This is a genomic window from Pseudomonas sp. Soil_N_39 (assembly GCF_057655955.1).
Map to the genome: position 1 here is coordinate 97,549 of NZ_JBDGLI010000003.1, position 24,914 is coordinate 122,462.

The 24,914-nt window shown below is 62.9% G+C and carries 19 protein-coding genes; 6 read left to right on the forward strand and 13 right to left on the reverse strand.

Going from position 1 to position 24,914, the window contains the following annotated elements; translation table 11 throughout:
* Window positions 1-131 precede the first annotated feature (131 nt).
* Window positions 132-1,592, reverse strand: coding sequence for a membrane-bound lytic murein transglycosylase MltF (mltF, locus tag AC3A5O_RS05240; RefSeq protein WP_305468317.1), 1,461 nt, complete (start codon window positions 1,590-1,592; stop codon window positions 132-134).
* 288 nt (window positions 1,593-1,880) lie between these two features.
* On the opposite strand from mltF, the gene purL reads away from it, so the two are divergent.
* Both purL and AC3A5O_RS05250 read left to right on the forward strand, forming a co-directional pair.
* Entirely contained in the window at window positions 1,881-5,777 is a 3,897-nt protein-coding gene (purL, locus tag AC3A5O_RS05245) for a phosphoribosylformylglycinamidine synthase (RefSeq protein ID WP_122567157.1), read from the forward strand.
* Between the two features lie 4 nt (window positions 5,778-5,781).
* Window positions 5,782-6,093 carry an NGG1p interacting factor NIF3 gene (locus AC3A5O_RS05250; RefSeq protein ID WP_487752912.1) on the forward strand — a complete coding sequence of 104 codons (312 nt, stop codon included), beginning with the start codon at window positions 5,782-5,784 and terminating at the stop codon, window positions 6,091-6,093.
* 344 nt (window positions 6,094-6,437) lie between these two features.
* Here the strand turns inward: AC3A5O_RS05250 and nagE are convergent, their stop codons facing one another.
* From nagE to AC3A5O_RS05290, 8 genes are all read right to left on the reverse strand, one after another.
* Window positions 6,438-8,153, reverse strand: coding sequence for an N-acetylglucosamine-specific PTS transporter subunit IIBC (gene nagE / locus AC3A5O_RS05255; protein WP_305468315.1), 1,716 nt, complete (start codon window positions 8,151-8,153; stop codon window positions 6,438-6,440).
* 33 nt (window positions 8,154-8,186) lie between these two features.
* On the reverse strand, window positions 8,187-10,700 hold the full coding sequence (gene ptsP, locus AC3A5O_RS05260; RefSeq protein WP_487752913.1) for a phosphoenolpyruvate--protein phosphotransferase: 2,514 nt from the start codon (window positions 10,698-10,700) through the stop codon (window positions 8,187-8,189).
* A 54-nt stretch (window positions 10,701-10,754) separates the two neighbouring features.
* A complete protein-coding gene (locus tag AC3A5O_RS05265) occupies window positions 10,755-11,777 on the reverse strand; it encodes an SIS domain-containing protein (protein WP_487752914.1) in 1,023 nt (340 codons plus the stop codon).
* Window positions 11,758-12,864 (reverse strand): N-acetylglucosamine-6-phosphate deacetylase, encoded by a 1,107-nt coding sequence (gene nagA, locus AC3A5O_RS05270; protein ID WP_487752915.1) that lies wholly within the window; start codon window positions 12,862-12,864, stop codon window positions 11,758-11,760. The genes AC3A5O_RS05265 and nagA overlap by 20 nt, the downstream gene beginning before the upstream one ends.
* Window positions 12,865-12,881: 17 nt before the next feature.
* Window positions 12,882-13,613, reverse strand: coding sequence for a GntR family transcriptional regulator (locus tag AC3A5O_RS05275; RefSeq protein ID WP_053124812.1), 732 nt, complete (start codon window positions 13,611-13,613; stop codon window positions 12,882-12,884).
* 1,111 nt (window positions 13,614-14,724) lie between these two features.
* Window positions 14,725-15,516: a scabin-related ADP-ribosyltransferase gene (locus AC3A5O_RS05280; protein ID WP_436278739.1), complete on the reverse strand. Its 792-nt coding sequence runs from the start codon at window positions 15,514-15,516 to the stop codon at window positions 14,725-14,727.
* 671 nt (window positions 15,517-16,187) lie between these two features.
* On the reverse strand, window positions 16,188-16,694 hold the full coding sequence (locus tag AC3A5O_RS05285) for a L,D-transpeptidase family protein (RefSeq protein ID WP_305468312.1): 507 nt from the start codon (window positions 16,692-16,694) through the stop codon (window positions 16,188-16,190).
* 41 nt (window positions 16,695-16,735) lie between these two features.
* Window positions 16,736-17,287, reverse strand: a complete 552-nt coding sequence (locus AC3A5O_RS05290; RefSeq protein ID WP_122567147.1) for an NUDIX hydrolase — start codon at window positions 17,285-17,287, stop codon at window positions 16,736-16,738.
* A gap of 146 nt (window positions 17,288-17,433) precedes the next feature.
* Here AC3A5O_RS05290 and AC3A5O_RS05295 point away from each other — a divergent pair, with 146 nt between their 5' ends.
* The 3 genes from AC3A5O_RS05295 to AC3A5O_RS05305 are packed head-to-tail and all read left to right on the forward strand — an operon-like array spanning window position 17,434 to window position 18,779.
* Entirely contained in the window at window positions 17,434-18,033 is a 600-nt protein-coding gene (locus AC3A5O_RS05295; protein WP_487752916.1) for a CoA pyrophosphatase, read from the forward strand.
* Window positions 18,034-18,048: 15 nt separating this feature from the next.
* Window positions 18,049-18,573, forward strand: a complete 525-nt coding sequence (locus tag AC3A5O_RS05300) for a gamma carbonic anhydrase family protein (protein ID WP_060740825.1) — start codon at window positions 18,049-18,051, stop codon at window positions 18,571-18,573.
* Entirely contained in the window at window positions 18,570-18,779 is a 210-nt protein-coding gene (locus tag AC3A5O_RS05305; RefSeq protein ID WP_018603343.1) for a DUF1289 domain-containing protein, read from the forward strand. The genes AC3A5O_RS05300 and AC3A5O_RS05305 overlap by 4 nt, the downstream gene beginning before the upstream one ends.
* A 209-nt stretch (window positions 18,780-18,988) precedes the next feature.
* On the opposite strand, the gene AC3A5O_RS05310 is transcribed toward AC3A5O_RS05305, so the two are convergent.
* Both AC3A5O_RS05310 and AC3A5O_RS05315 read right to left on the reverse strand, forming a co-directional pair.
* Window positions 18,989-19,642 carry a Pr6Pr family membrane protein gene (locus AC3A5O_RS05310; RefSeq protein ID WP_122567145.1) on the reverse strand — a complete coding sequence of 218 codons (654 nt, stop codon included), beginning with the start codon at window positions 19,640-19,642 and terminating at the stop codon, window positions 18,989-18,991.
* A gap of 6 nt (window positions 19,643-19,648) precedes the next feature.
* A complete protein-coding gene (locus tag AC3A5O_RS05315) occupies window positions 19,649-19,879 on the reverse strand; it encodes a VF530 family protein (protein WP_003205228.1) in 231 nt (76 codons plus the stop codon).
* Window positions 19,880-20,377: 498 nt separating this feature from the next.
* Here AC3A5O_RS05315 and AC3A5O_RS05320 point away from each other — a divergent pair, with 498 nt between their 5' ends.
* Window positions 20,378-22,792: a glucose/quinate/shikimate family membrane-bound PQQ-dependent dehydrogenase gene (locus tag AC3A5O_RS05320; RefSeq protein WP_305468307.1), complete on the forward strand. Its 2,415-nt coding sequence runs from the start codon at window positions 20,378-20,380 to the stop codon at window positions 22,790-22,792.
* A gap of 195 nt (window positions 22,793-22,987) precedes the next feature.
* Here AC3A5O_RS05320 and purT read toward each other — a convergent pair whose 3' ends face one another.
* Together purT and AC3A5O_RS05330 are read right to left on the reverse strand one after the other, a co-directional pair.
* Window positions 22,988-24,169, reverse strand: a complete 1,182-nt coding sequence (gene purT / locus AC3A5O_RS05325) for a formate-dependent phosphoribosylglycinamide formyltransferase (RefSeq protein ID WP_305468305.1) — start codon at window positions 24,167-24,169, stop codon at window positions 22,988-22,990.
* A 90-nt stretch (window positions 24,170-24,259) separates the two neighbouring features.
* On the reverse strand, window positions 24,260-24,727 hold the full coding sequence (locus AC3A5O_RS05330; protein WP_305468304.1) for a preQ0 transporter: 468 nt from the start codon (window positions 24,725-24,727) through the stop codon (window positions 24,260-24,262).
* Between the last annotated feature and the right edge of the window lie 187 nt (window positions 24,728-24,914).

Sequence of the window (24,914 nt, forward strand, 5' to 3'; positions counted from 1 at the left end):
CTGTCAGTCCGCTATCGCGAGCAAGCTTTGCTCCCACAGGCACCACATTAAGGAGTGTTTGCTCCCACAGGCACCACATTAAGGAGTGTTTGTTCCCACAGGTCACCCCCAGATTAAGGGGGGCATGGCTATTAGAGCTGCGGGGTTTCCTGGCTCGGCTTGCTCTTGTCGACACCCGGCACATGCAGGTTGCCCTCGGCCACCTGATCGCCTTCGAGCTGCGGCTGCGTCACCCAGGTCAGGATGTCGTAGTAGCGACGGATGTTCGCCACGAAATGCACCGGCTCGCCGCCCCGGGCGTAGCCGTAGCGGGTCTTGCTGTACCACTGTTTCTGGGACAGGCGCGGCAGGATTTTCTTCACATCCAGCCACTTGTTCGGGTTGAGCCCTTCCTTGGCCGCCAGTTTGCGGGCGTCGTCCAAGTGGCCGCTGCCGACATTATAAGCGGCGAGGGCGAACCAGGTGCGGTCGGGCTCCTCGATGCTCTCGTCCAACTGCTCCTTCATGTAGGCCAGGTACTTGGCGCCGCCCATGATGCTTTGCTTCGGATCCAGGCGGTTGGACACGCCCATGGCCTGGGCGGTGTTCTGGGTCAGCATCATCAGGCCACGCACGCCGGTCTTGGACGTGACCGTCGGTTGCCACAGCGATTCCTGGTAGCCGATCGCCGCCAGCAGGCGCCAGTCGACTTTCTCTTTCTTGGCGTAGGCCTTGAAATGTTGTTCGTATTTGGGCAGGCGTTGCTGCAAGTGTTGGGCGAACGTGGTGGCGCCCATGTAGCCGAGGACGTCAACGTGCCCGTAATAACGGTCTTTTAACCGCTGCAGGGTGCCGTTTTTCTGCACCTTCTCCAGGTAGCTGTTGATCTCGTTGAGCAGGCTGTTGTCCTCGCCGGGGGCCACCGCCCAGCTCTGGCTGCGGGCATCGCCCAGGTCGAAGGCCACGCGCACGTTGGGGAAGTACACCTGGTTCATCGCCACTTCGTTGGAATCCACCAGGGTCAGGTCGATCTGGCCCTCGTCGACCATGCGCAGCAGGTCGACCACTTCAACCGCGTCGGACTCTTCGTATTCGATGCCAGGGTATTGCTGCTTCAACTGCGCCAGTTGTTCGGCGTGGGTGCTGCCTTTGAGCACCATGATCTTCTTGCCCGCCAGGGCGGCCGCATCGGTGGGGCGTGATTGGCCGTTGCGGTAGATGATCTGCGGGGTGACTTCCAGGTAGGAGCGGGAAAAGCGCACCTGCTTCTTGCGCGGTTCGCTGCTGACCAGGCCCGCGGCCGCCAATACCGGACCGTTGGGCTTGCCGATCTGGCTGAACAGGTCATCGAGGTTGTCGGCGGTCTCGATCTTGAGCTCCACACCCAAATCGTCGGCGAAGCGCTTCACCAGCTCGTATTCGAAGCCGGTCTCACCATTGCGATCCTGGAAGTAGGTGGCGGGGCTGTTTCGGGTAACCACCCGCAGCACGCCATCCTCCTTTACGCGCTCCAGTGTGTTGGGTTTCTCAACACAACCACTGAGCACCAGGAAGAGTCCGGTTGCGATCAGCCATTTGGCATATCGCGGACGCAAAGCCGTTGGGGAAAACATCTGCGCAGTATACGCAAACGGCCCCTACCGCCATATCTCGACAGCAAAAGGCCAGTCTGCTAGCGGTTGCAAAACATGTCCGCAACACCGGCCGGCCGGCGTGCGGCGGGCTTTGCGCCGCTGAAAAATATCTCTGCGCGAACCTTGGCACGGGTGTCCAGTATCGCTGAATGCGCAAAGACCGACATTCGGCCAGCACCGTGCGTGCCGTTTCGGGTGCCGTTACCGGCGGTTTAGGCTAGAATGCACGGCCTCAAAGCACACCCCCTTCCCGAGGCTGTCCCGAAGATGTTGATCCTGCGCGGCGCTCCTGCCCTTTCTGCCTTTCGCCACAGCAAACTCCTTGAGCAACTGAGCCAGAAGGTTCCGGCTGTCAGCGGCTTGTATGCTGAATTCGCTCACTTCGCCGAAGTCACCGGCGGTTTGACCGGCGACGAACAGCAGGTGCTCGCGCGCCTTCTGAAGTACGGCCCCAGTGTTCCTGTCCAGGAGCCGGCCGGTCGCCTGTTCCTGGTATTACCGCGTTTCGGCACCATTTCGCCATGGTCGAGCAAGGCCAGTGACATCGCCCGCAACTGCGGCCTGGCGAAAATCCAGCGCCTGGAGCGCGGCATTGCCTTTTATGTGGCCGGTGAGTTCAGCGAGGCCGAGGCCCAGTTGATCGCCGAAGGCCTGCATGACCGCATGACCCAAGTCGTGCTGGGCAATCTGGAGCAGGCCGCCGGTCTGTTCAGCCACGCCGAACCCAAGCCGTTGACTGCCATCGACGTACTGGGCGGCGGTCGTGCCGCGCTGGAAAAAGCCAACGCCGAATTGGGCCTGGCCCTGGCCGAAGACGAGATCGATTACCTGGTCAACGCCTTCCAGGGCTTGAAGCGCAACCCCCACGACATCGAACTGATGATGTTCGCCCAGGCCAACTCCGAGCACTGCCGGCACAAGATCTTCAACGCCAGTTGGGACATTGACGGCCAGAGCCAGGAAAAAAGCCTGTTCGGCATGATCAAGAACACCTATCAGATGCACAACGAAGGTGTGCTGTCGGCCTACAAGGACAACGCCGCGGTGATCGTCGGCAACGTTGCCGGGCGTTTCTACCCGAACCCTGAGACCCGCCAGTACGGTGCGGTCCAGGAGCCGGTGCACATCCTGATGAAGGTCGAGACCCACAACCACCCGACCGCCATTGCGCCGTTCCCGGGCGCGTCCACCGGTTCCGGTGGCGAGATCCGCGACGAAGGCGCCACCGGGCGTGGTGCCAAGCCCAAGGCCGGCCTGACTGGCTTTACCGTGTCGAACCTGCAGATCCCGGGCTTCGAACAGCCGTGGGAAAAGCCCTACGGCAAGCCTGAGCGCATCGTCAACGCCCTCGACATCATGATCGAAGGTCCCCTGGGCGGTGCGGCGTTCAACAACGAATTCGGTCGTCCGGCCCTGACCGGCTACTTCCGTACCTTCGAACAGTCCATCACCACCCCCCGTGGTGAAGAAGTTCGTGGTTACCACAAGCCGATCATGCTCGCGGGCGGCATGGGCAACATCCGCGCCGAACACGTGCAGAAAGGCGAGATCCTGGTCGGCTCCAAGCTGATCGTCCTCGGCGGCCCGGCCATGTTGATCGGCCTGGGTGGCGGCGCTGCTTCTTCCATGGCCACCGGCACCAGCTCGGCGGATCTGGATTTCGCCTCGGTCCAGCGGGAAAACCCGGAAATGGAACGCCGTTGCCAGGAAGTCATCGACCGTTGCTGGCAGTTGGGTGAACACAACCCCATCAGCTTCATCCACGACGTCGGCGCGGGTGGCCTGTCCAACGCATTCCCGGAACTGGTCAACGACGGTGGCCGTGGTGGTCGCTTCGAACTGCGCAACATTCCGAACGACGAGCCGGGCATGGCCCCGCACGAAATCTGGAGCAACGAATCCCAGGAGCGTTACGTCCTGGCGGTCGGCCCGGCTGACTTCGAGCGCTTCCAGGCCATTTGCGAGCGTGAACGCTGCCCGTTCGCCGTGGTCGGTGAAGCCACCGCCGAGCCGCAACTGACCGTGACCGACAGCCACTTCGGCAACAGCCCGGTGGACATGCCGCTGGAAGTGCTGCTGGGCAAGGCCCCGCGCATGCACCGTTCGGCGGTTCGCGAAGCCGAGCTGGGCGATGATTTCGACCCGTCGACGCTCGACGTCGCTGATTCTATCGAACGCGTACTGCACCACCCGGCCGTGGCGAGCAAAAGTTTCCTGATCACCATTGGCGACCGCACCATCACCGGCCTCGTGGCCCGTGACCAGATGGTCGGCCCATGGCAGGTGCCGGTGGCCGACGTGGCCGTGACCGCCACCAGCTTCGACGTCTACACCGGCGAAGCCATGGCGATGGGCGAGCGCACGCCGCTGGCACTGCTGGACGCTCCGGCGTCGGGCCGCATGGCGATCGGCGAGACCCTGACCAATATCGCAGCCTCGCGCATCGGCAAGATCTCCGACATCAAGCTGTCGGCCAACTGGATGTCCGCCGCCGGCCACCCGGGTGAAGACGCGCGCCTGTACGACACCGTCAAGGCTGTCGGCATGGAGCTGTGCCCTGAGCTGGGCATCACCATTCCGGTGGGCAAGGACTCCATGTCCATGGCCACGCGCTGGAACGACGAAGGCGTGGACAAGAGCGTGACCTCGCCGCTGTCGCTGATCGTGACCGGTTTCGCCCCGGTCACCGACATCCGCCAGACCCTGACCCCGCAACTGCGCATGGACAAGGGCACTACCGATCTGATCCTGATCGACCTGGGCCGTGGCCAGAACCGCATGGGCGCCTCGATCCTGGCCCAGGTGCATGGCAAGCTCGGCTCGCAAGCACCGGACGTCGATGATGCTGAAGACCTGAAAGCGTTCTTCGCCGTGATCCAGGGCCTCAATGCCGACGGTCACCTGCTGGCTTACCACGACCGTTCCGACGGCGGTTTGCTGACCACCGTGGTGGAAATGGCCTTTGCCGGCCACTGCGGCCTGAGCCTGACTCTGGACAGCGTTGCCGAGTCCAAAGCCGAGATCCCGGCCATCCTGTTCAACGAAGAACTGGGTGCAGTGATCCAGGTTCGCCAGGACGCCACCCCGGACATCCTCGCCCAGTTCAGCGCCGCCGGCCTGGCCGATTGCGTCTCGGTGATCGGCCAGCCGATTAACAACGCCCACATCAACATCACCTTCAATGGTGACACCGTCTTCGAAGGCCAGCGCCGCCTGTTGCAGCGCCAGTGGGCGGAAACCAGCTACCAGATCCAGCGCCTGCGCGACAACGCCGAGTGCGCCGAGCAGGAATTCGACGCGCTGCTGGAAGAAGACAACCCAGGCCTGAGTGCCAAGCTCAGCTACGACGTCAACGAAAACGTGGCCGCGCCCTACATCAAGAAAGGCATTCGCCCACAAGTGGCGGTCCTGCGCGAGCAGGGCGTCAACGGTCAGGTGGAAATGGCGGCGGCGTTCGACCGCGCCGGTTTCAACGCGATCGACGTGCACATGAGCGACATCCTCGCCGGTCGTGTCGACCTGAACGACTTCAAGGGCATGGTTGCCTGCGGCGGTTTCTCCTACGGCGACGTGCTGGGTGCCGGTGAAGGCTGGGCCAAGTCGGCGCTGTTCAACAGCCGCGCCCGCGATGCGTTCCAAGGGTTCTTCGAGCGTAACGACAGCTTCACCCTCGGCGTGTGCAACGGTTGCCAGATGATGTCCAACCTGCACGAGCTGATTCCGGGTAGCGAGTTCTGGCCGCACTTCGTGCGTAACCGTTCCGAGCAGTTCGAAGCCCGCGTGGCGATGGTCCAGGTGCAGGAGTCGAACTCGATCTTCCTGCAGGGCATGGCCGGTTCGCGCATGCCGATCGCCATCGCCCACGGTGAAGGCCACGCGGAATTCGAAAGTGAAGAAGCCTTGCTCGAAGCCGACCTGTCCGGTTGTGTGTCGCTGCGTTTCGTCGACAACCACGGCAAGGTCACCGAAACCTACCCGGCCAACCCGAACGGCTCGCCACGCGGGATCACCGGCCTGACCAGCCGCGACGGCCGCGTCACGATCATGATGCCGCACCCGGAACGTGTGTTCCGCGCGGTGCAGAACTCGTGGCGTTCGGACGACTGGAACGAAGACGCGCCATGGATGCGCATGTTCCGCAACGCCCGCGTCTGGGTGAACTAAGGCGGTGTACAAGCTCTGCTTTTTCGTCCCGGCCAGCCATGTGGACGAGGTCAAGAGCGCTGTATTCGCCGCCGGTGGCGGGCGAATTGGCGACTATGACCACTGCGCCTGGCAAGTGTTGGGCCTGGGCCAGTTTCGCCCGTTGGACGGCAGCCAGCCGTTCATTGGCGCGGCGGGGCAGGTCGAGCAGGTCGAGGAATGGAAGGTGGAGCTTGTCGTGGCCGACGAGTTGATCCGCCCCGTGGTGGAGGCGCTGAAACAGAGCCATCCCTACGAGACACCGGCGTATGAAGTGTGGCGGTTGGAGGATTTCTGATCCCCTGGCGCCTGAATGAAAAACCCGCTGATTGATTCAGCGGGTTTTTTATTGTTGTGGCGAGGGGATTTATCCCCGCTGGGCTGCGAAGCAGCCCCAAAACAACCAAACGCAATTTGCCTGACATACCGAGGTGCTTGGTTTAGGGCAGCTGCGCAGCCCAGCGGGGATAAATCCCCTCGCCACAGGGGGTGGGCTGTCAGAAGTGTTGGGTGTGTGCCGGCCTCATCGCGAGCAAGCTCGCTCCCACAGTGGGTTTGTGTTGTGCACAGAACTTGTGATCGACACCAGACGCTGTGGGAGCGAGCTTGCTCGCGATGGCGGACTATCAAGTAGCGGAAGATCTAGGCTTTGACATCTGCCTTACGACTCAGCACCGCCGCCTCCAACGCCCGCCACAACCCCGGCGCTTTCTCCCCCAACAACAAGTGCCACACACCATCTTCCAGCGAGCTGACACCCTGGCAACCCAGCGCCTTGAGCTGGCTTTCCGACAACCCCTTGCCATCGGCCAACTGCACCCGCAAACGGCTCATCGCCACGCAATCGAGCTGCACCACATTCGCGCCACCGCCCAGGGCCGCGAGCCATTGCTGCGCTTCGGCTTCAGAGACGACGGTCGGTAGGGCAGGCTCAGCCACGGCGGCCACGGGCGCGTTGGTTGGCCGTTCGGAAGAGGGCAACGCCAAGCGGATTTCGTCGGCGATGCTGTCGGCCATCGGCCCCACCACCACCTGCAGGCTGCCGCCATTGCCGGGGCGGACCACGGCCATGGCGCCGAGGGCCTTGAGCTGGGCGTCGGACGCTTTGTTGCGATCCACCAGGTCCAGTCGCAGGCGCGTGGTGCAGGCGCCGAGGGTGATCAGGTTGTCAGGGCCGCCCAAGGCCTGGATGTAGGCAGCGGCGCGCTGGTTTTCGGCGATGGCCGGTTTGTCGCCCGCCGGCACCTCTTCACGCCCCGGCGTCTTCAGGTCGAAGCGACGGATGCAGAAGTCGAACACCAGGTAATAGATCGCTGCGTAGGCCAGGCCCACCGGGACGACCAACCAGCCGTTGGTGGATTTTCCCCAGCCCAGGACCATGTCGATAAAGCCCCCGGAGAAGGTAAAACCCAGGTGAATGCCCAGCAGATTGGTCACCGCCATCGACAGGCCGGTGAGCAGCGCGTGGACCAGGTACAACAGCGGCGCAAGGAACATGAAGGCGAATTCGATCGGTTCGGTGACACCGGTCAGAAACGAGGTCAGCGCCATGGACAGCAGAATCCCGCCCATGACTTTGCGGCGCTGGGGCAGGGCGTTGCGGTACATCGCCAGGCACGCGGCGGGCAGGCCGAAGAGCATCACCGGGAACATGCCGGTCATGAACTGGCCGCCCTTGGGGTCGCCGGCGAAATAACGGGTCAGGTCACCGGTGACCACCGCGCCGGTGGTCGGGTCGGTAAAGCTGCCGAAGATGAACCAGGCCATGTTGTTGAGGATGTGGTGCAAGCCGGTGACGATCAGCAATCGATTGAATACGCCGAAGACGAACGCGCCGAAACTGCCGCTGGCCATCAGCAGCTCGCCGAAGCTGTTGATGCCGTGCTGGATCGGCGGCCAGACCAGGCCGAACACCAGGCCAAGGCCCACGGCGCTGAAACCGGTGACAATCGGCACGAAGCGCCGGCCGCCAAAGAACGCCAGGTACTCCGGTAGCTTGATGTCCTTGAAGCGGTTGTACAGCGCACCGGCCAACAGGCCGCTGATGATCCCGGCGAGCATGCCCATGTTGATGGTCGCGTCGAGCACCTTCAGCGTCGCGATCATGACCAGATAGCCGATGGCTCCGGCCAGCCCCGCCGTGCCGTTGTTGTCCCGGGCGAAACCCACGGCGATGCCAATGGCGAAGATCATCGGCAGGTTGGCGAAAATCGCTCCGCCGGCGTCGTGGATGATCGCGATATTCAACAGGTCCGTGTCACCCAGGCGCAGCAGCAGGCCGGCGATCGGCAGGATCGCGATAGGCAACATCAGCGCCCGGCCAAGGCGTTGCAGACCTTCAATGAAATGCTGGTACATGGCGTCTCTCCTTTTATTGTTGTTCGACGGGGCTCAGCCCAGGGGCCAGTGTTGATGACAGGCCTGGCGCACGGCGGCGGCACTGGCCAGGTTCAGCAATTCGGCGCTCAGGCACGCGCACTTGACGGTGTCGAGCTGGCGCACGCGCGCCTTGATCTCGCCAATCTGGGGCGGGCTGACCGACAGCTCGCGCACCCCCAGGCCCACCAGCACTGGCGTCGCCAAGGGATCGGAGGCCAGGGCTCCACATACCCCGACCCAGCGCCCGTGCTTCGCCGCGCCGGCGCAGGTCTGGGCGATCAGCCGCAACAGCGCCGGGTGCAGGGCATCGACCCGGGCGGCGAGACCGGCGTGGTCGCGGTCCATGGCGAGGGTGTACTGGGACAGGTCGTTGGTGCCGATGGACAGGAAGTCCGCGTGCTCGGCCAATTGTTCGGCCAGCAGGGCGGCGGCGGGTACTTCGATCATCACCCCCAATTGCGGGCGTTCGCTGAGGCCGAGTTCGGCGCCCAAGGCATCGAGCCGCTGGCGGATGTGCAGCAGTTCGTCGACCTCGGTGACCATTGGCAACAAGATCCGGCAGCGCTGCAGCGGGCGGATTTGCAACAGGGCCCGCAGTTGTTGATCCAGCAGTTCCGGGCGCACCTGGGCCAGGCGAATGCCTCGCAGGCCGAGCACCGGGTTGGCTTCAGCCGGCAGCGGCAGGTAGTCCAGTTGTTTGTCGCCGCCGACGTCGATGGTGCGGATGATCACCGGCCTGTCGCCCATGGCATCGAGCACGGCCTGATAGGCCTGGCGTTGCTCTTCTTCGTCGGGGGCGGTGTGGCGGTCGACGAAGAGGAATTCGGTTCGCAACAAGCCAACGCCATCGGCGCCGTTGGCGAAGGCCAGATTGGCTTCGGCGCTGGAGGCTACGTTGGCGGCGACTTCAACCTCCACCCCATCGACGGTTCGCGCCGGCGTGTGGGCGAGGGTCTGTTGCTGGGTGCGCAGGGCTGCGCGTCGGGTCTGTGCTTGCTGCACCTGCGCCAGGCGCTCGGCGGTTGGCTTGAGTTCGAGGCGGCCACCGTCAGCGTCCAGCACCACCGATTGCCCCGGCGCCAGTGCAAGAAGTGCCTCGCCCAACGCCACCAGGCAGGGCAGGCCTTTGCCACGGGCGAGGATCGCTACGTGGGACGTCGCGCCGCCCTCGGCCATGCACACACCGGCCACGCCCTGGGCACTGAGTTGCAACAGGTCCGACGGGGTCAGCTCCTGCGCGACGACAATGGCGCCCGCCGGTACGTCGAATTGCCAGGCTTCCCCCAACAGCACCCGCAGGACCCGCTGGCGCAAGTCGTGCAGATCATTGGCGCGCTCGGCCAGCAGCGTGCTTTGCAGTTGCCGCAGCACTTGGCACTGCACGTCGATGGAGCGACTCCAGGCGTGGGGCGCGGCGCAACCTTGCTCGATCGACAGGTCAGCGGCGTCCAGCAGGACCGGGTCTTCCAGCAACGCCAGGTGGGCACTGAAGATCGCTTGCTCATCGACGTGACGTCGGGCCTTGGCGTTTTCCAGGGTCAACTGGATCTCGCGACTGACGTGCGCCAAGGCATCGCGCAGCCGTTGCCGTTGTTCGGTGACGTCGTGACCCCCGCCATCCTCGGGCAACTGAATGCCTTGCAAGCGAACCAGCGGTCCGCTCACCAGGCCGGGCGCGGCGCATACGCCGAGCAGCACACCGTCTTCGGCGCTACGGCTGGGTGCCTTGGCCGGCGGCGCTTCGGCGTGGGCCTCTTCGGCCAGGGCGGTGGACAGGGTGGTCAGCAGCGCTTGCAACGCCGCTTCGGCATCGCTGCCACGGCAACTGACGTGCACTTCGGCCTGTTCGGTGATCGCCAGGCCCATCATGCCCATCACACTGTCGCAGGACGCCGCTCGACCGCTGAAGTGCAGGTGCGAGCGACTCTTGAAGCCTTGGGCGGTCTGGCGAACCAAGGCCGCCGGCCGCGCGTGCAGGCCGCCTCGATGGGCGATACGGACCTGGCCGAACACTTCAATGCCGATGTCCGGCTCATCGTCGCGTGTTTCACCCGGTGTCTTGGCGACGATGTGCAGTAATGGTTCGCCGACCTTGACCCCTTTGAGGGTAATGGGCCGAGCCAGGAAGTGCTCGCCATTGGTGATGATCAGCAGGCTGACCAGGCTTTTGCAGCGCTGCGCCACGCTGTCCAGGTCATAACGCAGCAGCGCCTGGCCGTTGCTGACCCGCGCGCCTTCCTTGACCAGCATGGAAAACCCGTCGCCCTGCAACTCGACGGTGTCCAGCCCCAGGTGCAGGAGCAGTTCGGCGCCGTTGTCGGCCCGCAAGGTCACGGCGTGGCCGGTGCGAGCGACATGGATCACCTCGCCGTCACAGGGGGCGTAGAGGGTGTCGTTCAGCGGATCGATGGCGATCCCGTCGCCCATGGCGCCGCTGGCGAACACCGCGTCCGGGACGTTGGCGAGGGTGAGCACCGGCCCGCTGAGCGGGGCGCTGAGGGTCAGCTCTTTATTGTTGTTGGACATGGGCTCGCTCTCTTCGAAATCTCATTGGCCTTCTATTAAAAGAAAGCCGTCGGTTCAGTGGGTCCGGGTGACCTTGCTCAAGTGCCGTGGCTGGTCCGGGTCCAGGCCTCGGGCCTCGGCCAGGCTGGCGGCCATCCGGTAAAAACTCTGGATCGCCAGGATCGGGTCCAGGGCCGGGTGTTCGGCGCGGATCAGCGTCAGGTCACGCTCGGCGATGTCATCGGGCGCGGCCAGCAGCACCCGAGCGCCGCGCTGGCGCATGTCGGCGGCCAGGCTCAACACGCCGGCCTGCTCGGCACCGCGGGGGGCGAACACCAGCAGCGGGTAATGCTCGTCGATCAACGCCATCGGTCCGTGGCGGACCTCGGCGCTGCTGAAGGCTTCGGCCTGGATCGCCGAGGTCTCCTTGAATTTGAGCGCCGCTTCCTGAGCGATGGAGAACCCGGCGCCACGGCCGATGACCATCAAGCGCTGACAGTCGCGCAGGGCTTCGACCGCGGCGCTCCAATCCTGGCTCGCGGCATCGCGCAGGCCTGCGGGCAGCGCGGTGCCGGCTTCAAGCAACTCGGCATCGTCTTTCCAATGGGCTACCAGGCGCGCGCTGGCGCTGAGGGTGGCGATGAAGCTCTTGGTGGCGGCGACACTGCTTTCGATGCCGGCGCACAAGGGCACGCTGAATTCACAGGCTGCCTCCAGCGGAGAATCCTCTGCGTTGACCATCGCCACACTCAACGCGCCACGCTTGCGCAACAGACGCAGGCTGTTCACCAGGTCCGGGCTTTGCCCCGATTGGGAGAACGCGAACGCCACCTGGCCGCTGACCTTCAGCGGCGCCTGTTGCATGGTCACGACCGACATCGGCAATGAGGCCACCGGCAAACCCAGTTGTTGCATGGTCAGGTAGGCGAAGTAGCTGGCGGCGTGGTCGGAGCTGCCACGGGCCACGGTCATCGCCACTTGCGGCGGCTGACGGCGCAGGCGCCCGGCAATTTCCTGCAGGGCCGGGTCCAATCGCTGCAATTGGCGCTCGACGGCGTCGCACGAGCTCAGGGCCTCTTCAAGCATTTTGGAAGTCAATGGCTTCTCCTTCGACCATCACGTCGGTCAGGTTCAGGGCTCGGTCAAGGCGCACACAGTCGGCCCAGGCGCCGGGTTGCAGGCGTCCGCGCTCGGGCAGGCCGAGGTAGTCGGCGGGGAATTGCGACAGGCGTTGCGAGGCTTCGTCGAGGGGCAGGCCGATTTTCACCAGGTTGCGCAGGGCTTGGTCCATGGTCAGGGTGCTGCCGGCCAGCGTTCCGTCGGCCAGGCGCACCCCGCCCAGGCATTTGGTGACGGTGTGGCTGCCCAGCTTGTATTCGCCGTCGGGCATGCCGGCGGCGGCGGTGGAGTCGGTGACGCAATACAGGCACGGGATCGAACGCAAGGCCACGCGCATGGCCCCGGGGTGCACGTGCAGCAGATCCGGGATCAGCTCGGCATATTGCGCATGGGCCAGCGCCGCGCCGACGATGCCCGGTTCGCGGTGATGCAGCGGGCTCATGGCGTTATACAAATGGGTGAAACTGCTGGCCCCGGCGGCGAGTGCCGCGACGCCTTCTTCGTAACTGCCCAGGGTATGGCCGATCTGCATGCGCACGCCCCGGGCGCTGAGGGCGCAAATCAAAGCGTCGTGCCCGGCGATCTCCGGCGCGATAGTGATCACCCGGATCGGTGCCAGGCCCAGGTAGGTCTCCACTTCGGCCATCAACGCGGTGTGGGCGAAGTTCGGTTGGGCGCCGAGTTTGCCGGGGTTGATATAGGGACCTTCCAAATGCACCCCCAACACGCGTGCGCTGCCGCTGGGCCGCTGTTCGCAAAACTCACCGAGGGCCTTGAGCACGCTGGCGATTTCTTCGCTCGGCGCGGTCATGGTGGTGGCGAGCAGCGCCGTGGTGCCGAAGCGCACATGGGTGCGGGCAATGGTTTCGAACGCCGGCGCGCCTTCCATGATGTCCTTGCCGCCACCGCCGTGCACATGCAGGTCGATGAAGCCGGGCAGCAGGTAGGGCAGATCGTTGTTCGTCGGGTCGCAGGGTTGGCCGTCGATAGACACGACCGTGCCGTGTTCATGGACCAGGCGGCCGCGTATCCAGCCGTTGGCGGTGAGGATGTTGTCTTCGGACATTGGGATTCTCTGATCGTCTAGCGTCGCAACTCTGCGACAAAGTCGTAGTAGTCGTTGCGGCAATAGGTGTCGGTGACTTCGATGGGCGTGTTGTCTTCCAGGTAGCCGACCCGGGTCATCAGCAGCATCGCGGTGCCGGGGGCGATGCCCACCAGGGCGGCGAACTCGTCCGAGGCGTTGATGGCCTGGATGTGTTGCAGGGCGCGCACCACCGGTTTGCCGATGCCGTCGAGGAATTCATACAGCGAATCGCCTACCGCCTGTGGCTTGGGAATGATCGACGCGGGCAGGGTGCTCATCTCGATGGCCATGACCGTGTCGTCGGCCTTGCGCAGCCGTTTGAGCCGGGCGACTTTGTCCGTGGGCGACAGGCCCAGGCGAATCAGTTCTTCGTGGGTTGGCGGGGTGATTTCTCTCTCCAGCCATTGGGAGCCGGGCACGAAGCCTTTGAGGCGGAGCATTTCGCTGAAGCCGCTAAGGCGCGAGAGCGGTTGTTCGAGGCGCGGGGTGATGAACGTTCCCGAGCCTTGGTTGCGGCGGATCAGGCCTTGTTCGAACAGCACTTCCAGCGCTTTGCGGGCGGTGACCCGGGAAATGCCCAGTTGCTCGCTCAGGCTGCGTTCGGACGGCATCGCTTGCTCGGCTTTCCACTGGCCGGCGTGGATGGCGGCTTCCAGGTTGCGGGCCAGTTGCAGGTAGAGCGGGGTGGGTTGGGTGTCGTCGGGGCGCAGGGTCAGGATGTTGTTCATTTGTTTGTCCGATGCGGTTTTTGTGGGCGTTGTCGCTCGGTGATTGGGGTGGAAGCTAATACCACTTGAATACCATGTCAACGGTGCTTTTTTGGGGTTGGCTAGTGTTTTATGGGGGTTTCTAAGGGTTGTTTTTTAAGTGGTATTAGGGTGGTGGAGGTGGGGTGTTGAATTACAGCGTTTTTAGAGGTCAGTGGTATGCATGGGGCGGGGGTTTGAAATTTGATATTTATTTTTAGTAGTTTGTTTTTTGGGCGGTGTGTATATCCGTTTCTTCGGTAATGGCCACTTAGGGTTCCGCCCTGACGGCGGGTCACTTTCGAAAAGCCCGGAAGCCGGCCCAGTCGAAAGTAACCAAAGCGCTTCTGCCCCACCACTTGGCACCTCGCTTAGGCTCGGTGTGCCCTCACTCCGGCATTGCTCCGTGGGCCCGCCGCGAAGGGCCATCCATGGCCCAGCGCGGCTAACCCGGCATCCATGCCGGGATGCCCACTGCGCAATGCCTGCGTTCGGCCAGCGTGGTTAACGGGGCGCTGAGATCAACGTCCACCCCACCACGAGGCGGCCTGATAGCCGACCTGGCTCACCCAGTCGTACACCCGTCAGATCTGTGGGAGCAAAGCTTGCTCGCGAGGCGGCCTGACAGCCGACCTGGCTCTCCCAGTCGTACTCCGATTCCCCTGTGGGAGCGGGCTTGCTCGCGAAGGCGGCATAACAGCCAACGAGGATGTTGAATGTACTGGCCTCTTCGCGAGCAAGCCCGCTCCCACAAGGTGTTTGCGGCGTATATGAGTGTTGTGGCGGCTGAAAATCCAATGTGGGAGCGAGCTTGCTCGCGATGGCGGTGGTTCAGTCACATGGATATTGGGTTTGCTGGCCTCATCGCGAGCAAGCTCGCTCCCACAAGGGACTGGTGTCGATCACAAATCCTGTGGTCCACACAAACCCACTGTGGGAGCGAGCTTGCTCGCGATAAATCGAAAGACGAACACAAAAAAACCGGCAGAACACCGATCCTGTGGCGAAGGAGCAAGCTCCCTCGCCACAATGGTTCACACGAGCCTTGAGTAAACAGCATCAACCAACCTGACTGCACCGCGAGGCTGGAAAACTATTGGTGGATGTTTTCGCGCCGGCAAACTTCTTTCTCTATGCCAATGCACTCGACCGGTTCACTCACGCCTTTCTCGAAACGCCGGGCGTTCATCAACAAGCCTCCCTTGATACCGCCGATGAACGCGAAGGCGCCTTCACGGGAACCCGCGTTACGTACCGACAAATCCACCGCCACGCTGTTGGGCCTGACTTCATAGACCCAGCCGCCGTTCGAGGCTTCCTGGGTGGCCCAGAGCTTGGCTTCGCTATAGTCGCGAAATGCCACAACGATCGATTGCGCCAGATGATCCTCCTGATACATCGCGAATCTCAAGTTCGGTGGCAAAGAGTTCAAGCCCCGTAACCCATTGGTCAGCGCATCCGCGCCCTGCACGGGGTTGACCTTCGTAGAGCCGACGGCCCAAAGGGATTCCTGGGACTTTACCCATGCCAAACCCTCTCGAGGCGTCAGCCGGTTCCAGTCGATGGCCATCACCGCGACCTCCCGCATCGTCTCGTGGCCGGTGGGCTCCCGGTAGTTTGGGTTCGTCCTGCAATCGGCAAGATTGTGTGCCTTGCAGGCCTGCTTGATAAAGTGCGCCTTGACCCCGCCCGGGTAGCTGATTTCCTCCTCACCGGGAAAGGGCCCCCCCGATTGCACCTGATCGATTCCGTGGGGGGCCCTGAACTCGTACACCCACTCGCTGGCGTAGTGCTGGGCGATCAGTTGATTGCGGGTTGCGCTGCTGAACACCGTCCCTGCGCTTCCGCTCGCGTGGGTGATCCAGTCGTACCCCCATTGCTCCACGGGAGTGCCATCGGCTTTGGGCAACAGCCCCTGGGTGAAGGCACTGAGGCCCTGACCCGTCGTATCGCCCCGGTAGAGCGTGTCCATGTCGGTACGCCAGCGCAACCAGGGCGTGGTCTTGCGGATATCCACGCTCGAATCCGCCGCGACCTGAAGCCAGGCGGTATACCACGGCTCCTCTTTTCCATCGGCTCCCCACGCGTCTGCGCCCGGTTGCCACATACCTGCGAACACCACTGCCGCGACAGCAGTTACCCGTATGAAGTTGTTATGGGTTGTCATGATTTGATGCCTTATCTGAACGGTGAAGCCCGTCGAATCACATACGTCATGACTGCCTATGCTTCGACGTGACACATCTCACGTTGGATTCTGCGGGGCGTCGAGCCACCGCATCAGTTCTGAGGGTAGATCAAGGCTGGGGGAGGGGGGCGTTGCGCTTCCGGGGACTTGTAACAGGAAGTGGGAGTTCTGGCCTTTGGGTGTCACAAAAATACCAGTGAGCACAGAGCCCCCTGTGGCGAGGGGATTTATCCCCGTTGGGCTGCGCAGCAGTCCTAAAGCATTGAACTCAATCTTCCTGGCACACCGAGTTGCCTGATTTGGGGGCCGCTTCGCAGCCCAGCGGGGATAAATCCCCTCGCCACAGGGATCTCATGTGTGGTCGGGGGCTACGGACGGATTTCGATCATCGTCCCATCCGGCACCAGGTTCCAGACTTCGCGCATGTCCACGTTGCGCATGGCGATGCAGCCGTCGGTCCAGTCCAGCGTATGGAACAACTGCTCAGGGTTCTCTTCCGAATCCGGTGTGCCGTGGATCATGATCATGCCCCCTGGCTCCACACCTTCGCGGCGGGCGCGGGCGGCGTCGCTGATGTTGGGGTAGGAAATGTGCATCGACAGGTAGAAGCGGTCGCTGGTCTTGCGCCAGTCCAGCCAATAAAAACCTTCGGGGGTACGCTTGTCGCCTTCTATCAGCTTGGGGCCTTTTTTGGCGCCCTTGCCCAGGGAGATGCGATAGGTCTTGAGCGGCTTGCCGTCGTTGATCAATTGCAATTGATGGGCGGACTTGAGCACCAGCACTTTTTCGATGACCTTGCCGTTGTAGGTACCCACGGCGGCGGCCTGGCACACAGCGGTGAACGACAAGCAGAACAGGACAAGCAACCAGCGCATTGAAACGGTATCCCTAGAGGTGTCGCGGCTATATTAATTTTTTATGTATTGGCAGGCTGAGCCAGTGGCGGGATCGATTCGCAACGCACAGGGTAGTCCTCGCTGCGTCGGTCCGCGTAGAAATATTCCAGGGTGCGGCCCACCGTACGGAAAGCCAGCTCGTCCCAGGGAATGTCCGCTTCTTCGAACAACTTCACTTCCAGGCTCTCGGGCCCGGCGGCGAAATCCTCGTCCACCAGTTCGGCGCGGAAGAATACATGTACCTGGCTGATGTGCGGTACGTCAATCAGCGTATAGATGCTCAAGTTTCGCACCCGGGCGCAGGCCTCTTCGGCGGTTTCGCGCACGGCGGCCTGTTCGATGGTCTCGCCGTTCTCCATGAAGCCCGCCGGCAGGGTCCAGTAACCGCGCCGCGGCTCGATGGCGCGCCGGCACAGCAGGACTTTGCTGCCCCAGGTCGGTACGCAACCGGCCACGATGTTGGGGTTCTGGTAATGGATGGCGTGGCACGTGTCGCAGACAAAGCGCAGGCGCGAGTCGCCTTCGGGTATGCGCTGGGTCACCGGGTTACCGCACTGGCTGCAGAATTTCATGCTTGGGTTCCTGAATGCTGCGCCTATCTTGGCGTGCGCGGGCCGGTGTCGGCAAGTTGTCGTTTCGCGACACGACGCGGTGCGGGGGTTGGGCCGCTTGAACGATTGGTGCATGATGCAAGGTAGCGAATAAATCGAGAAGTCTCATGCTGGACGAGCTACTGCATCGAGTAAGCAACCATACCCCGCACGATCTGCAGACCGACCAACGTTTCCCTGAAGCCGCGGTGCTGCTGCCGATCACCCGCAGCGATGAACCGGAGCTGGTACTGACCCTGCGCGCCAGTGGGCTCTCGACCCATGGCGGCGAAGTGGCGTTTCCCGGCGGGCGTCGCGACCCGGAAGATCCGGATCTGATCTTCACCGCCCTGCGCGAAGCCGAGGAAGAAATCGGCCTGCCGCCCGGCCTGGTGGAAGTGATCGGCCCCCTCAGCCCGTTGATCTCGCTCCATGGCATCAAGGTCACGCCGTATGTCGGGGTGATTCCGGACTACGTCGAATACCAGGCCAACGATGCCGAGATCGCGGCGGTGTTCAGCGTGCCGCTGGAGTTTTTCCGCAAGGATCCGCGCGAACACACCCACCGGATCGATTACCAGGGCCGCAGTTGGTACGTGCCCAGCTATCGTTTCGAGGGGTACAAGATCTGGGGGCTGACGGCGATCATGATCGTCGAGTTGGTCAACCTGCTGTACGACGCCGGCATCGACCTGCACACGCCGCCCAAAAGCTACATCAATACCTGATACCCGAGGATCCTCATGAAATATCGCCTGGGCGATGCCCGTGTCGAAACCCACCCACAGAGCTGGGTCGCGCCCAACGCCACGCTGGTGGGCAAGGTCCGCCTCGAAGAGGGTGCCAATGTCTGGTTCAACGCCGTGCTGCGCGGCGACAACGAACTGATCCTGATCGGCAAGGACAGCAATGTGCAGGACGGCACGGTGATGCACACCGACATGGGGTATCCACTGACCATCGGCACTGGCGTGACCATCGGCCACAACGCCATGCTCCATGGCTGTACGGTGGGCGATTACAGCCTCATCGGCATCAACGCGGTGATCCTCAATGGCGCGAAGATCGGCAAGCACTGCATCATCGGCGCCAACGCGCTGATCGGTGAAAACAAGGAGATTCCCGACGGCTCGCTGGTGATGGGCTCCCCCGGCAAGGTGGTGCGTGAATTGACCGAAGCCCAGAAGAACATGCTCGTGGCCAGCGCGGCGCACTATGTGCACAATTCCCAGCGCTATGCCCGCGACCTGGCCGAGCAGGAACCATGAGCGCCCCTGAACGGCCGGTGCCTTCGCCCTGCGTGAACATCTGCGCGCTGGATGATGACGACATCTGCACCGGCTGCCAGCGCACCGTGGCGGAAATCACCCGGTGGAGTCGGATGGACAACGAGGAGCGGCGCGGGGTTTTGGCGCTGTGTCATGAACGGGCCAAGGCCAGTGGGCTGGTGTGGATGTTGCCGGCTAGGCGGTGATGTCCACTTGTGAACACAAACCCTGTGTCCCACATATCTGTGGGACACCTATCTGTGGGAGCAAAGCTTGCTCGCGATGCAGGCCACTCGATTTCTGAGAGACCGCATCGTCCTTATCGCGGGCAAGCCTTGCTCCCACAGAAGCCTTGCTCCCACAGGTTCGGCTCCCACAGGTTCGGCTCACACAGCTATATGCTCTGCATAGGCCTCTATTTCAAAGATGCCCACCGATCCACCCCCACCACCCCCAACGCAATCCCGACAAACCCCACCAATATCCCCCCGGCATTGATGAACACCTGTGGATAACCCAGGCTCGCCACATCAATAAAAGGGTAGGGGTAGGCCGCCAGTAAATCTCCCCGCAGCAAAACATAGGCGAAATAGGCCAAGGGATAAACCATCCACAGCCCGATGTGGCCCAGGCGCAAACTGCCTTTGGGCACCCACCGCCACCAATAGGCGATGTACAGCAAGGGCACCACGTCATGCAGTAATTCGTCGGCCACGAACTGCCAGCCTTCGGGTTGCCAGAGGTGGCGCAGCAGCAGGTTGTAGGCCAGGCTGACCAGGGCGATGCTCACGGCGACGCCGCTGCGTACGCTGGGCTGCAGGAACCAGCGGCGGGCCGGGGATGGGCGAGGGGTCAGTTCCCAGGTCAGGACCACCGCCACCCACAGGTTGGTCAGCACCGTGAAGAAACTGAAGAAACTCACCAACCCGCCCAGCAGGCTCGCGCCCAGCTCCCAACGACCCAGCAGGATCAGATACAACTGGATGCTCAACCCCGCCCAAGCCAGCAGCGCCGTCACCGACACGAAGCGCTGGCGCAGGGTGAGGCGAGGACCTCTATCAATTCCCACGGCGGCTCAGACCGGCCGTTTGGTGCGCATCAACTTGATGTACAGGCGCTCGACCTTCTCCCGCGCCCAAGGCGTCTTGCGCAAGAAGGTCAGGCTCGACTTGATGCTCGGGTCGCTTTTGAAGCAGCGGATATCGATGCGTTCAGCCAGGCCCGACCATTCATAGTGCTGCACGAGGGCGTTGAGGATCTGTTCCAGCGTCACGCCGTGCAGCGGGTTGTTGTTGGGTTCGGTCATGGGAGGCCTTCGCGCGAAAAAGGGTAAAGCCGCGCACCTTAGCCGAGGTGCTCTTGTGGTGGAAGCATAGCCTTCATCGTGGGGCTCTAGAGCCAGGCGCACTGTTACCGAATCCGAGATGATCCATGTCAACAAAAGCCCTTTCTCTATTGAGATCAGGACATTATCCTTGCGCCGCCTGCTGAAACGCTTCTTCTGTTGTGCTGAAGCCTCTGCGTCCAGCTCATTCCTGTTGAAAAGATCTGATGAATGCTCAATGTCCTGCCCTGAAAGACAGCGCTGTCTCGGTGACCACCTGTGGGGGCGAGCTTGCTCGCGATAGCCATCGCACATTCAACATTGAAGCCGACTGACACGCCGCCATCGCGAGCAAGCTCGCTCCCACAAGGGATCGCGGCAGCCAATTTGCCTTTTTCAACTGAACCATGCCCCCTCAAGATCGTCATCTACAGTGACTACTTGCGCGGGACTCCTTAAAACGTCACGGAGAATCACACTATGAGCACTGAGGGTGCTTTGAGTCGAAGCCGTCTGCTACCGAGCCTGCTCGGCATTCTGCTTCTATTGATGGGCCTGGCCCTGCTGGCCGGGGGAGTCAAGCTGAGCACGCTTGGCGGCTCGCTGTATTACCTGCTGGCCGGTATCGGCCTGGCGCTGACCGGCGTGCTGCTGATCATGGCCCGTCGCGCGGCGCTGGGCCTGTACGCACTGGTGCTGTTCGCCAGCACCGTATGGGCACTGTGGGAAGTGGGCCTGGACTGGTGGCAACTGGTGCCGCGCCTGGCGATGCTGTTTGCCCTGGGCATCGTCATGTTGCTGCCGTGGTTCCGCCGCCCACTGTTGACCGCCGATGCCTCGACCATGGGTACCCGCGCATTGGGCGCCGCCGTGGTCATCGCCGGTATCGCCGCGCTCGCCAGCCAGTTCACCAACCCGGGTGAGATCAAGGGCCAACTGGACCGCGACAGCGTGCCGGGCATGACCAACACCGCACCGGCCATGCCGGATGGCGACTGGAACTCCTACGGGCGCAGCGCCCACGGCGACCGCTATTCGCCCCTGGCGCAGATCACCCCCGAGAACGTCAGCAAGCTGAAGCAAGCCTGGACCTATCGCACCGGCGACCTGCCAGGGCCGAACGACCCGGGTGAAACCACTGCGGAAAACACCCCGCTGAAGGTCAACGGCATGCTTTACGTGTGCACGCCTCACAGCCAGGTGATTGCCCTGGAGCCTGAAACTGGCAAGGAAATCTGGCGTTTCGATCCGAAGCTTTCCACGCAAAAAGCGGAAAACTTCAAGGGTTGGGCCCACATGACCTGCCGTGGCGTGACCTACCACGATGACGCCGTGTACGCCTCCGCCGAGCAGAGCCCCACCGGCACCGCCAGCACCACGCCGGCCAGCACCGTGTGCCCACGACGGATCTTCCTGCCGACCGCCGACACCCGTCTGATCGCCCTCAACGCCGACACCGGCAAGATGTGCGAAGACTTCGGCGACAAGGGCCAGGTCGACCTGACCGCCAACATCGGCGGCTTCACGGCCGGCGGCTACTACTCCACCTCGCCACCGGCGGTCACCCAGAACCTGGTGGTGATCGGCGGCCACGTCACCGATAACGTTTCCACCGACGAACCCAGCGGTGTGATCCGCGCCTACGACGTGCACACCGGCAAGCTGGTGTGGAACTGGGACAGCGGCAACCCGGACGACACCACGCCGATTGCCGAAGGCCAGACCTACACCCGCAACTCGCCGAATATGTGGTCCATGTTCAGCGTCGATGAAAAACTCGGCATGCTCTACCTGCCGATGGGCAACCAGACCCCTGACCAGTTCGGTGGCTTTCGGACCCCGGAATCGGAAAAGTACGCCGCCGGCCTGACCGCCCTGGACATTGCCACCGGCAAGGTGCGCTGGTACTTCCAGTTCACCCACCACGACCTGTGGGACATGGACGTTGGTGGTCAACCGACCCTGATGGACCTGAAGACCGCTGACGGCGTGAAACCGGCGGTACTGGCGTCGACCAAGCAGGGCAGCATCTACGTGCTGGACCGTAGCAATGGTCAGCCGATCGTGCCGATCAAGGAAATCCCGGTGCCGCAAGGCGCGGTGGAAGGCGATCACACCTCGCCGACCCAACCGATGTCCGACCTGAACTTCGTGCCGCCGGTCCTCGAGGAACGCGACATGTGGGGCGTGACCCCGTTCGACCAGATGCTGTGCCGGATCGACTTCAAGTCGTTGCGCTATGACGGCATGTTCACCCCGCCGTCGCTGCAAGGCTCGATCGTCTACCCGGGCAACTTCGGCGTATTCGACTGGGGCGGCATTTCGGTGGACCCGGTGCGCCAGATCGCCTTCGTCAACCCGAGCTACATGGCGTTCAAGTCAAAACTGGTGCCAGCGGCGGAAGTGGCCGGCGGCCCGGGTCGCAAGAGCGAAACCGAAGGCGTGCAGCCAAACAAAGGCGCGCCGTATGGCGTAATCCTCGAAGCGCTGCTTTCGCCCATGGGCCTGCCTTGCCAGGCACCTGCGTGGGGTTATGTCGCGGCCGTGGACCTGACCAACAACAAGACTCTGTGGAAGCACAAGAACGGCACCGTGCGTGACAGCTCGCCGGTACCGATCCCGCTGAGCATGGGCGTTCCGAGCTTGGGTGGCCCCTTCACCACCGCCAGTGGCCTGGCGTTCCTCAGCGGCACGCTGGACCAGTACCTGCGCGCCTACGACGTGAAAAACGGCAAGCAACTGTGGGAAGGCCGCCTGCCCGCCGGCGCCCAGACCACGCCGATGACCTACACTGGCAAGGACGGCAAGCAATACGTGCTGGTCGTTGCGGGCGGTCATGGTTCCCTGGGGACCCAGCAGGGTGATTATGTGATTGCCTACAAACTGCCGGATTAAGCAAAACCGGCGCTCATGAAAAAGGCGACACCCTTGCGGGTGTCGCCTTTTTCTTTAGCCCGATGTCACCCCAAGTTGACTGTGGGAGCAAAGCTTGCTCGCGATGCTGGCGCCCTGGTCTTCAGGTGGACCGTGTTATCGTTCATCGCGGGCAAGCCTTGCTCCCACAGATCACCATGAGGCAAGCGATACTGCTTACAACTCGATCTTGACCGCCTGGGAAGCCCGGGTCGCCTTGGCGCGGGCCGTTTCGATGGACTCATCGCGAGCCAGGGCCACGCCCAGGCGGCGCTGGCCGTTGACTTCCGGTTTGCCGAACAGACGCAGGGCGGTGTCCGGTTCGCTCAGGGCCGCGCCCAGGTTGGCGAACGCGGTCTGGGTCGACTGGCCTTCCACCAGGATCACCGCCGACGCCGACGGGCCGAACTGGCGGATCAGTGGGATCGGCAGGCCGAGAATGGCGCGGGCGTGCAAGGCGAACTGCGACAGGTCCTGGGAAATCAGCGTCACCAGGCCAGTGTCATGGGGGCGCGGCGAGACTTCGCTGAACCACACCTGGTCACCCTTGATGAACAGCTCGACGCCAAACAGGCCGCGACCACCCAAGGCCTCGGTCACCGCCTTGGCCACGCGCTCGGATTCGGCCAGGGCTTTCGGGCTCATGGCCTGGGGCTGCCAGGATTCCTGATAGTCGCCTTTTTCCTGACGGTGGCCGACCGGAGCGCAGAAGGTGGTGCCGCCCACGTGACGCACGGTGAGCAAGGTGATTTCGTAGTCGAAATCGATGAATCCTTCGATGATCACCCGGCCCTTGCCGGCGCGGCCACCTTCCTGGGCGTAGTCCCAGGCTTTCTGCACGTCATCGGCACTGCGCAGCAGGCTCTGGCCCTTGCCCGAGGAACTCATCACCGGCTTGACCACGCACGGGAAGCCCAGGGTCTCGACGGCCTTGCGGTAGTCGTCCACGGTGTCGGCGAAGAAGTACGGCGATGTGGGCAGGCCCAGTTCTTCGGCGGCCAGGCGCCGGATGCCTTCGCGGTTCATGGTCAATTGCGCGGCGCGGGCGGTAGGGATCACGGTGAAGCCTTCGGCTTCCAGTTCCACCAGGGTGGCGGTGGCGATGGCTTCGATTTCCGGCACGATGAAGTGCGGCTTCTCGGCTTCGATCACCGCACGCAGGGCGGCGCCGTCGAGCATGTTGATCACATGGCTGCGGTGGGCCACTTGCATGGCCGGCGCGTTGGCGTAGCGATCCACGGCAATCACTTCGACGCCCAGGCGCTGCAGTTCGATTACCACTTCCTTGCCCAGCTCGCCGCTGCCACACAACAAAACGCGGGTCGCGGTGGGCGACAATGGGGTTCCGATACGGGTCATCTGAAGGTCCTCAAACAGGAGCGGATCATCGGGGCGCGCGCCGGGCGAGCTTCCCATGGGGAGAAAGCGCGGCATTTTACATGAACCGCGTCAGCCGGCGACGGCCTGTTTGCGTAGACGCCAGGCCATGATCAGCCAGACGGCGGTCACCCCGGCGAATTTCGAGAGCAGGGCGGTGATCACCACGGCGGGCGTCAGGGCATCGATCAGACCGAAGAAGATGAACGTGTCCAGGGGAATGCTCAAGGCCGAACTGATCCACAACCGGTCATGGAGCGGACGCTTGGTGATCGTGAACACCAGCCAGTCGACGCACTCGGACACCGCGAACGCCGTGGCGCTGGCCAGGGCGATGGTCGGGTCCGAGGTGACATAGGACAACACCAGCGCCACCAGCATCGCCACGATGGCGCCATGGCCGAACCGGGTCTGCACCATGTCCCGCAGGATAAACACCAGCCCGCCCCAGGCCGACCAGATGATGTCCAGGTGCGGCGCGGCGGAAAACGCGAAGTTGATCAGCACGACGCTGCTGATGTAGGCGAGCAGGAAAAGCATGGGAAGGAGTACCTGGTGGAAGGTTGATCAAGACATTAAAGGACAGCGATGGCCCTGTGGGAGCAAAGCTTGCTCGCGAAACAGGCGACTCGATTTCTGAGAGACCACATCGTCCTCATCGCGGGCAAGCCTTGCTCCCACAGAAGCCTTGCCCCCAGAAGCCATGCTCCCAGAAGCCATGCTCCCA

Bases quoted from the DNA above. Each gene is read 5' to 3' on its own strand.
- mltF (WP_305468317.1), bottom strand. From the start codon at position 1,592: ATGTTTTCCCCAACGGCTTTGCGTCCGCGATATGCCAAATGGCTGATC.
- purL (WP_122567157.1), top strand. From the start codon at position 1,881: ATGTTGATCCTGCGCGGCGCTCCTGCCCTTTCTGCCTTTCGCCACAGC.
- nagE (WP_305468315.1), bottom strand. From the start codon at position 8,153: ATGTACCAGCATTTCATTGAAGGTCTGCAACGCCTTGGCCGGGCGCTG.
- ptsP (WP_487752913.1), bottom strand. From the start codon at position 10,700: ATGTCCAACAACAATAAAGAGCTGACCCTCAGCGCCCCGCTCAGCGGG.
- nagA (WP_487752915.1), bottom strand. From the start codon at position 12,864: ATGTCCGAAGACAACATCCTCACCGCCAACGGCTGGATACGCGGCCGC.
- AC3A5O_RS05275 (WP_053124812.1), bottom strand. From the start codon at position 13,613: ATGAACAACATCCTGACCCTGCGCCCCGACGACACCCAACCCACCCCG.
- AC3A5O_RS05285 (WP_305468312.1), bottom strand. From the start codon at position 16,694: ATGCGCTGGTTGCTTGTCCTGTTCTGCTTGTCGTTCACCGCTGTGTGC.
- AC3A5O_RS05290 (WP_122567147.1), bottom strand. From the start codon at position 17,287: ATGAAATTCTGCAGCCAGTGCGGTAACCCGGTGACCCAGCGCATACCC.
- AC3A5O_RS05295 (WP_487752916.1), top strand. From the start codon at position 17,434: ATGCTGGACGAGCTACTGCATCGAGTAAGCAACCATACCCCGCACGAT.
- AC3A5O_RS05300 (WP_060740825.1), top strand. From the start codon at position 18,049: ATGAAATATCGCCTGGGCGATGCCCGTGTCGAAACCCACCCACAGAGC.
- AC3A5O_RS05305 (WP_018603343.1), top strand. From the start codon at position 18,570: ATGAGCGCCCCTGAACGGCCGGTGCCTTCGCCCTGCGTGAACATCTGC.
- AC3A5O_RS05315 (WP_003205228.1), bottom strand. From the start codon at position 19,879: ATGACCGAACCCAACAACAACCCGCTGCACGGCGTGACGCTGGAACAG.
- AC3A5O_RS05320 (WP_305468307.1), top strand. From the start codon at position 20,378: ATGAGCACTGAGGGTGCTTTGAGTCGAAGCCGTCTGCTACCGAGCCTG.
- purT (WP_305468305.1), bottom strand. From the start codon at position 24,169: ATGACCCGTATCGGAACCCCATTGTCGCCCACCGCGACCCGCGTTTTG.
- AC3A5O_RS05330 (WP_305468304.1), bottom strand. From the start codon at position 24,727: ATGCTTTTCCTGCTCGCCTACATCAGCAGCGTCGTGCTGATCAACTTC.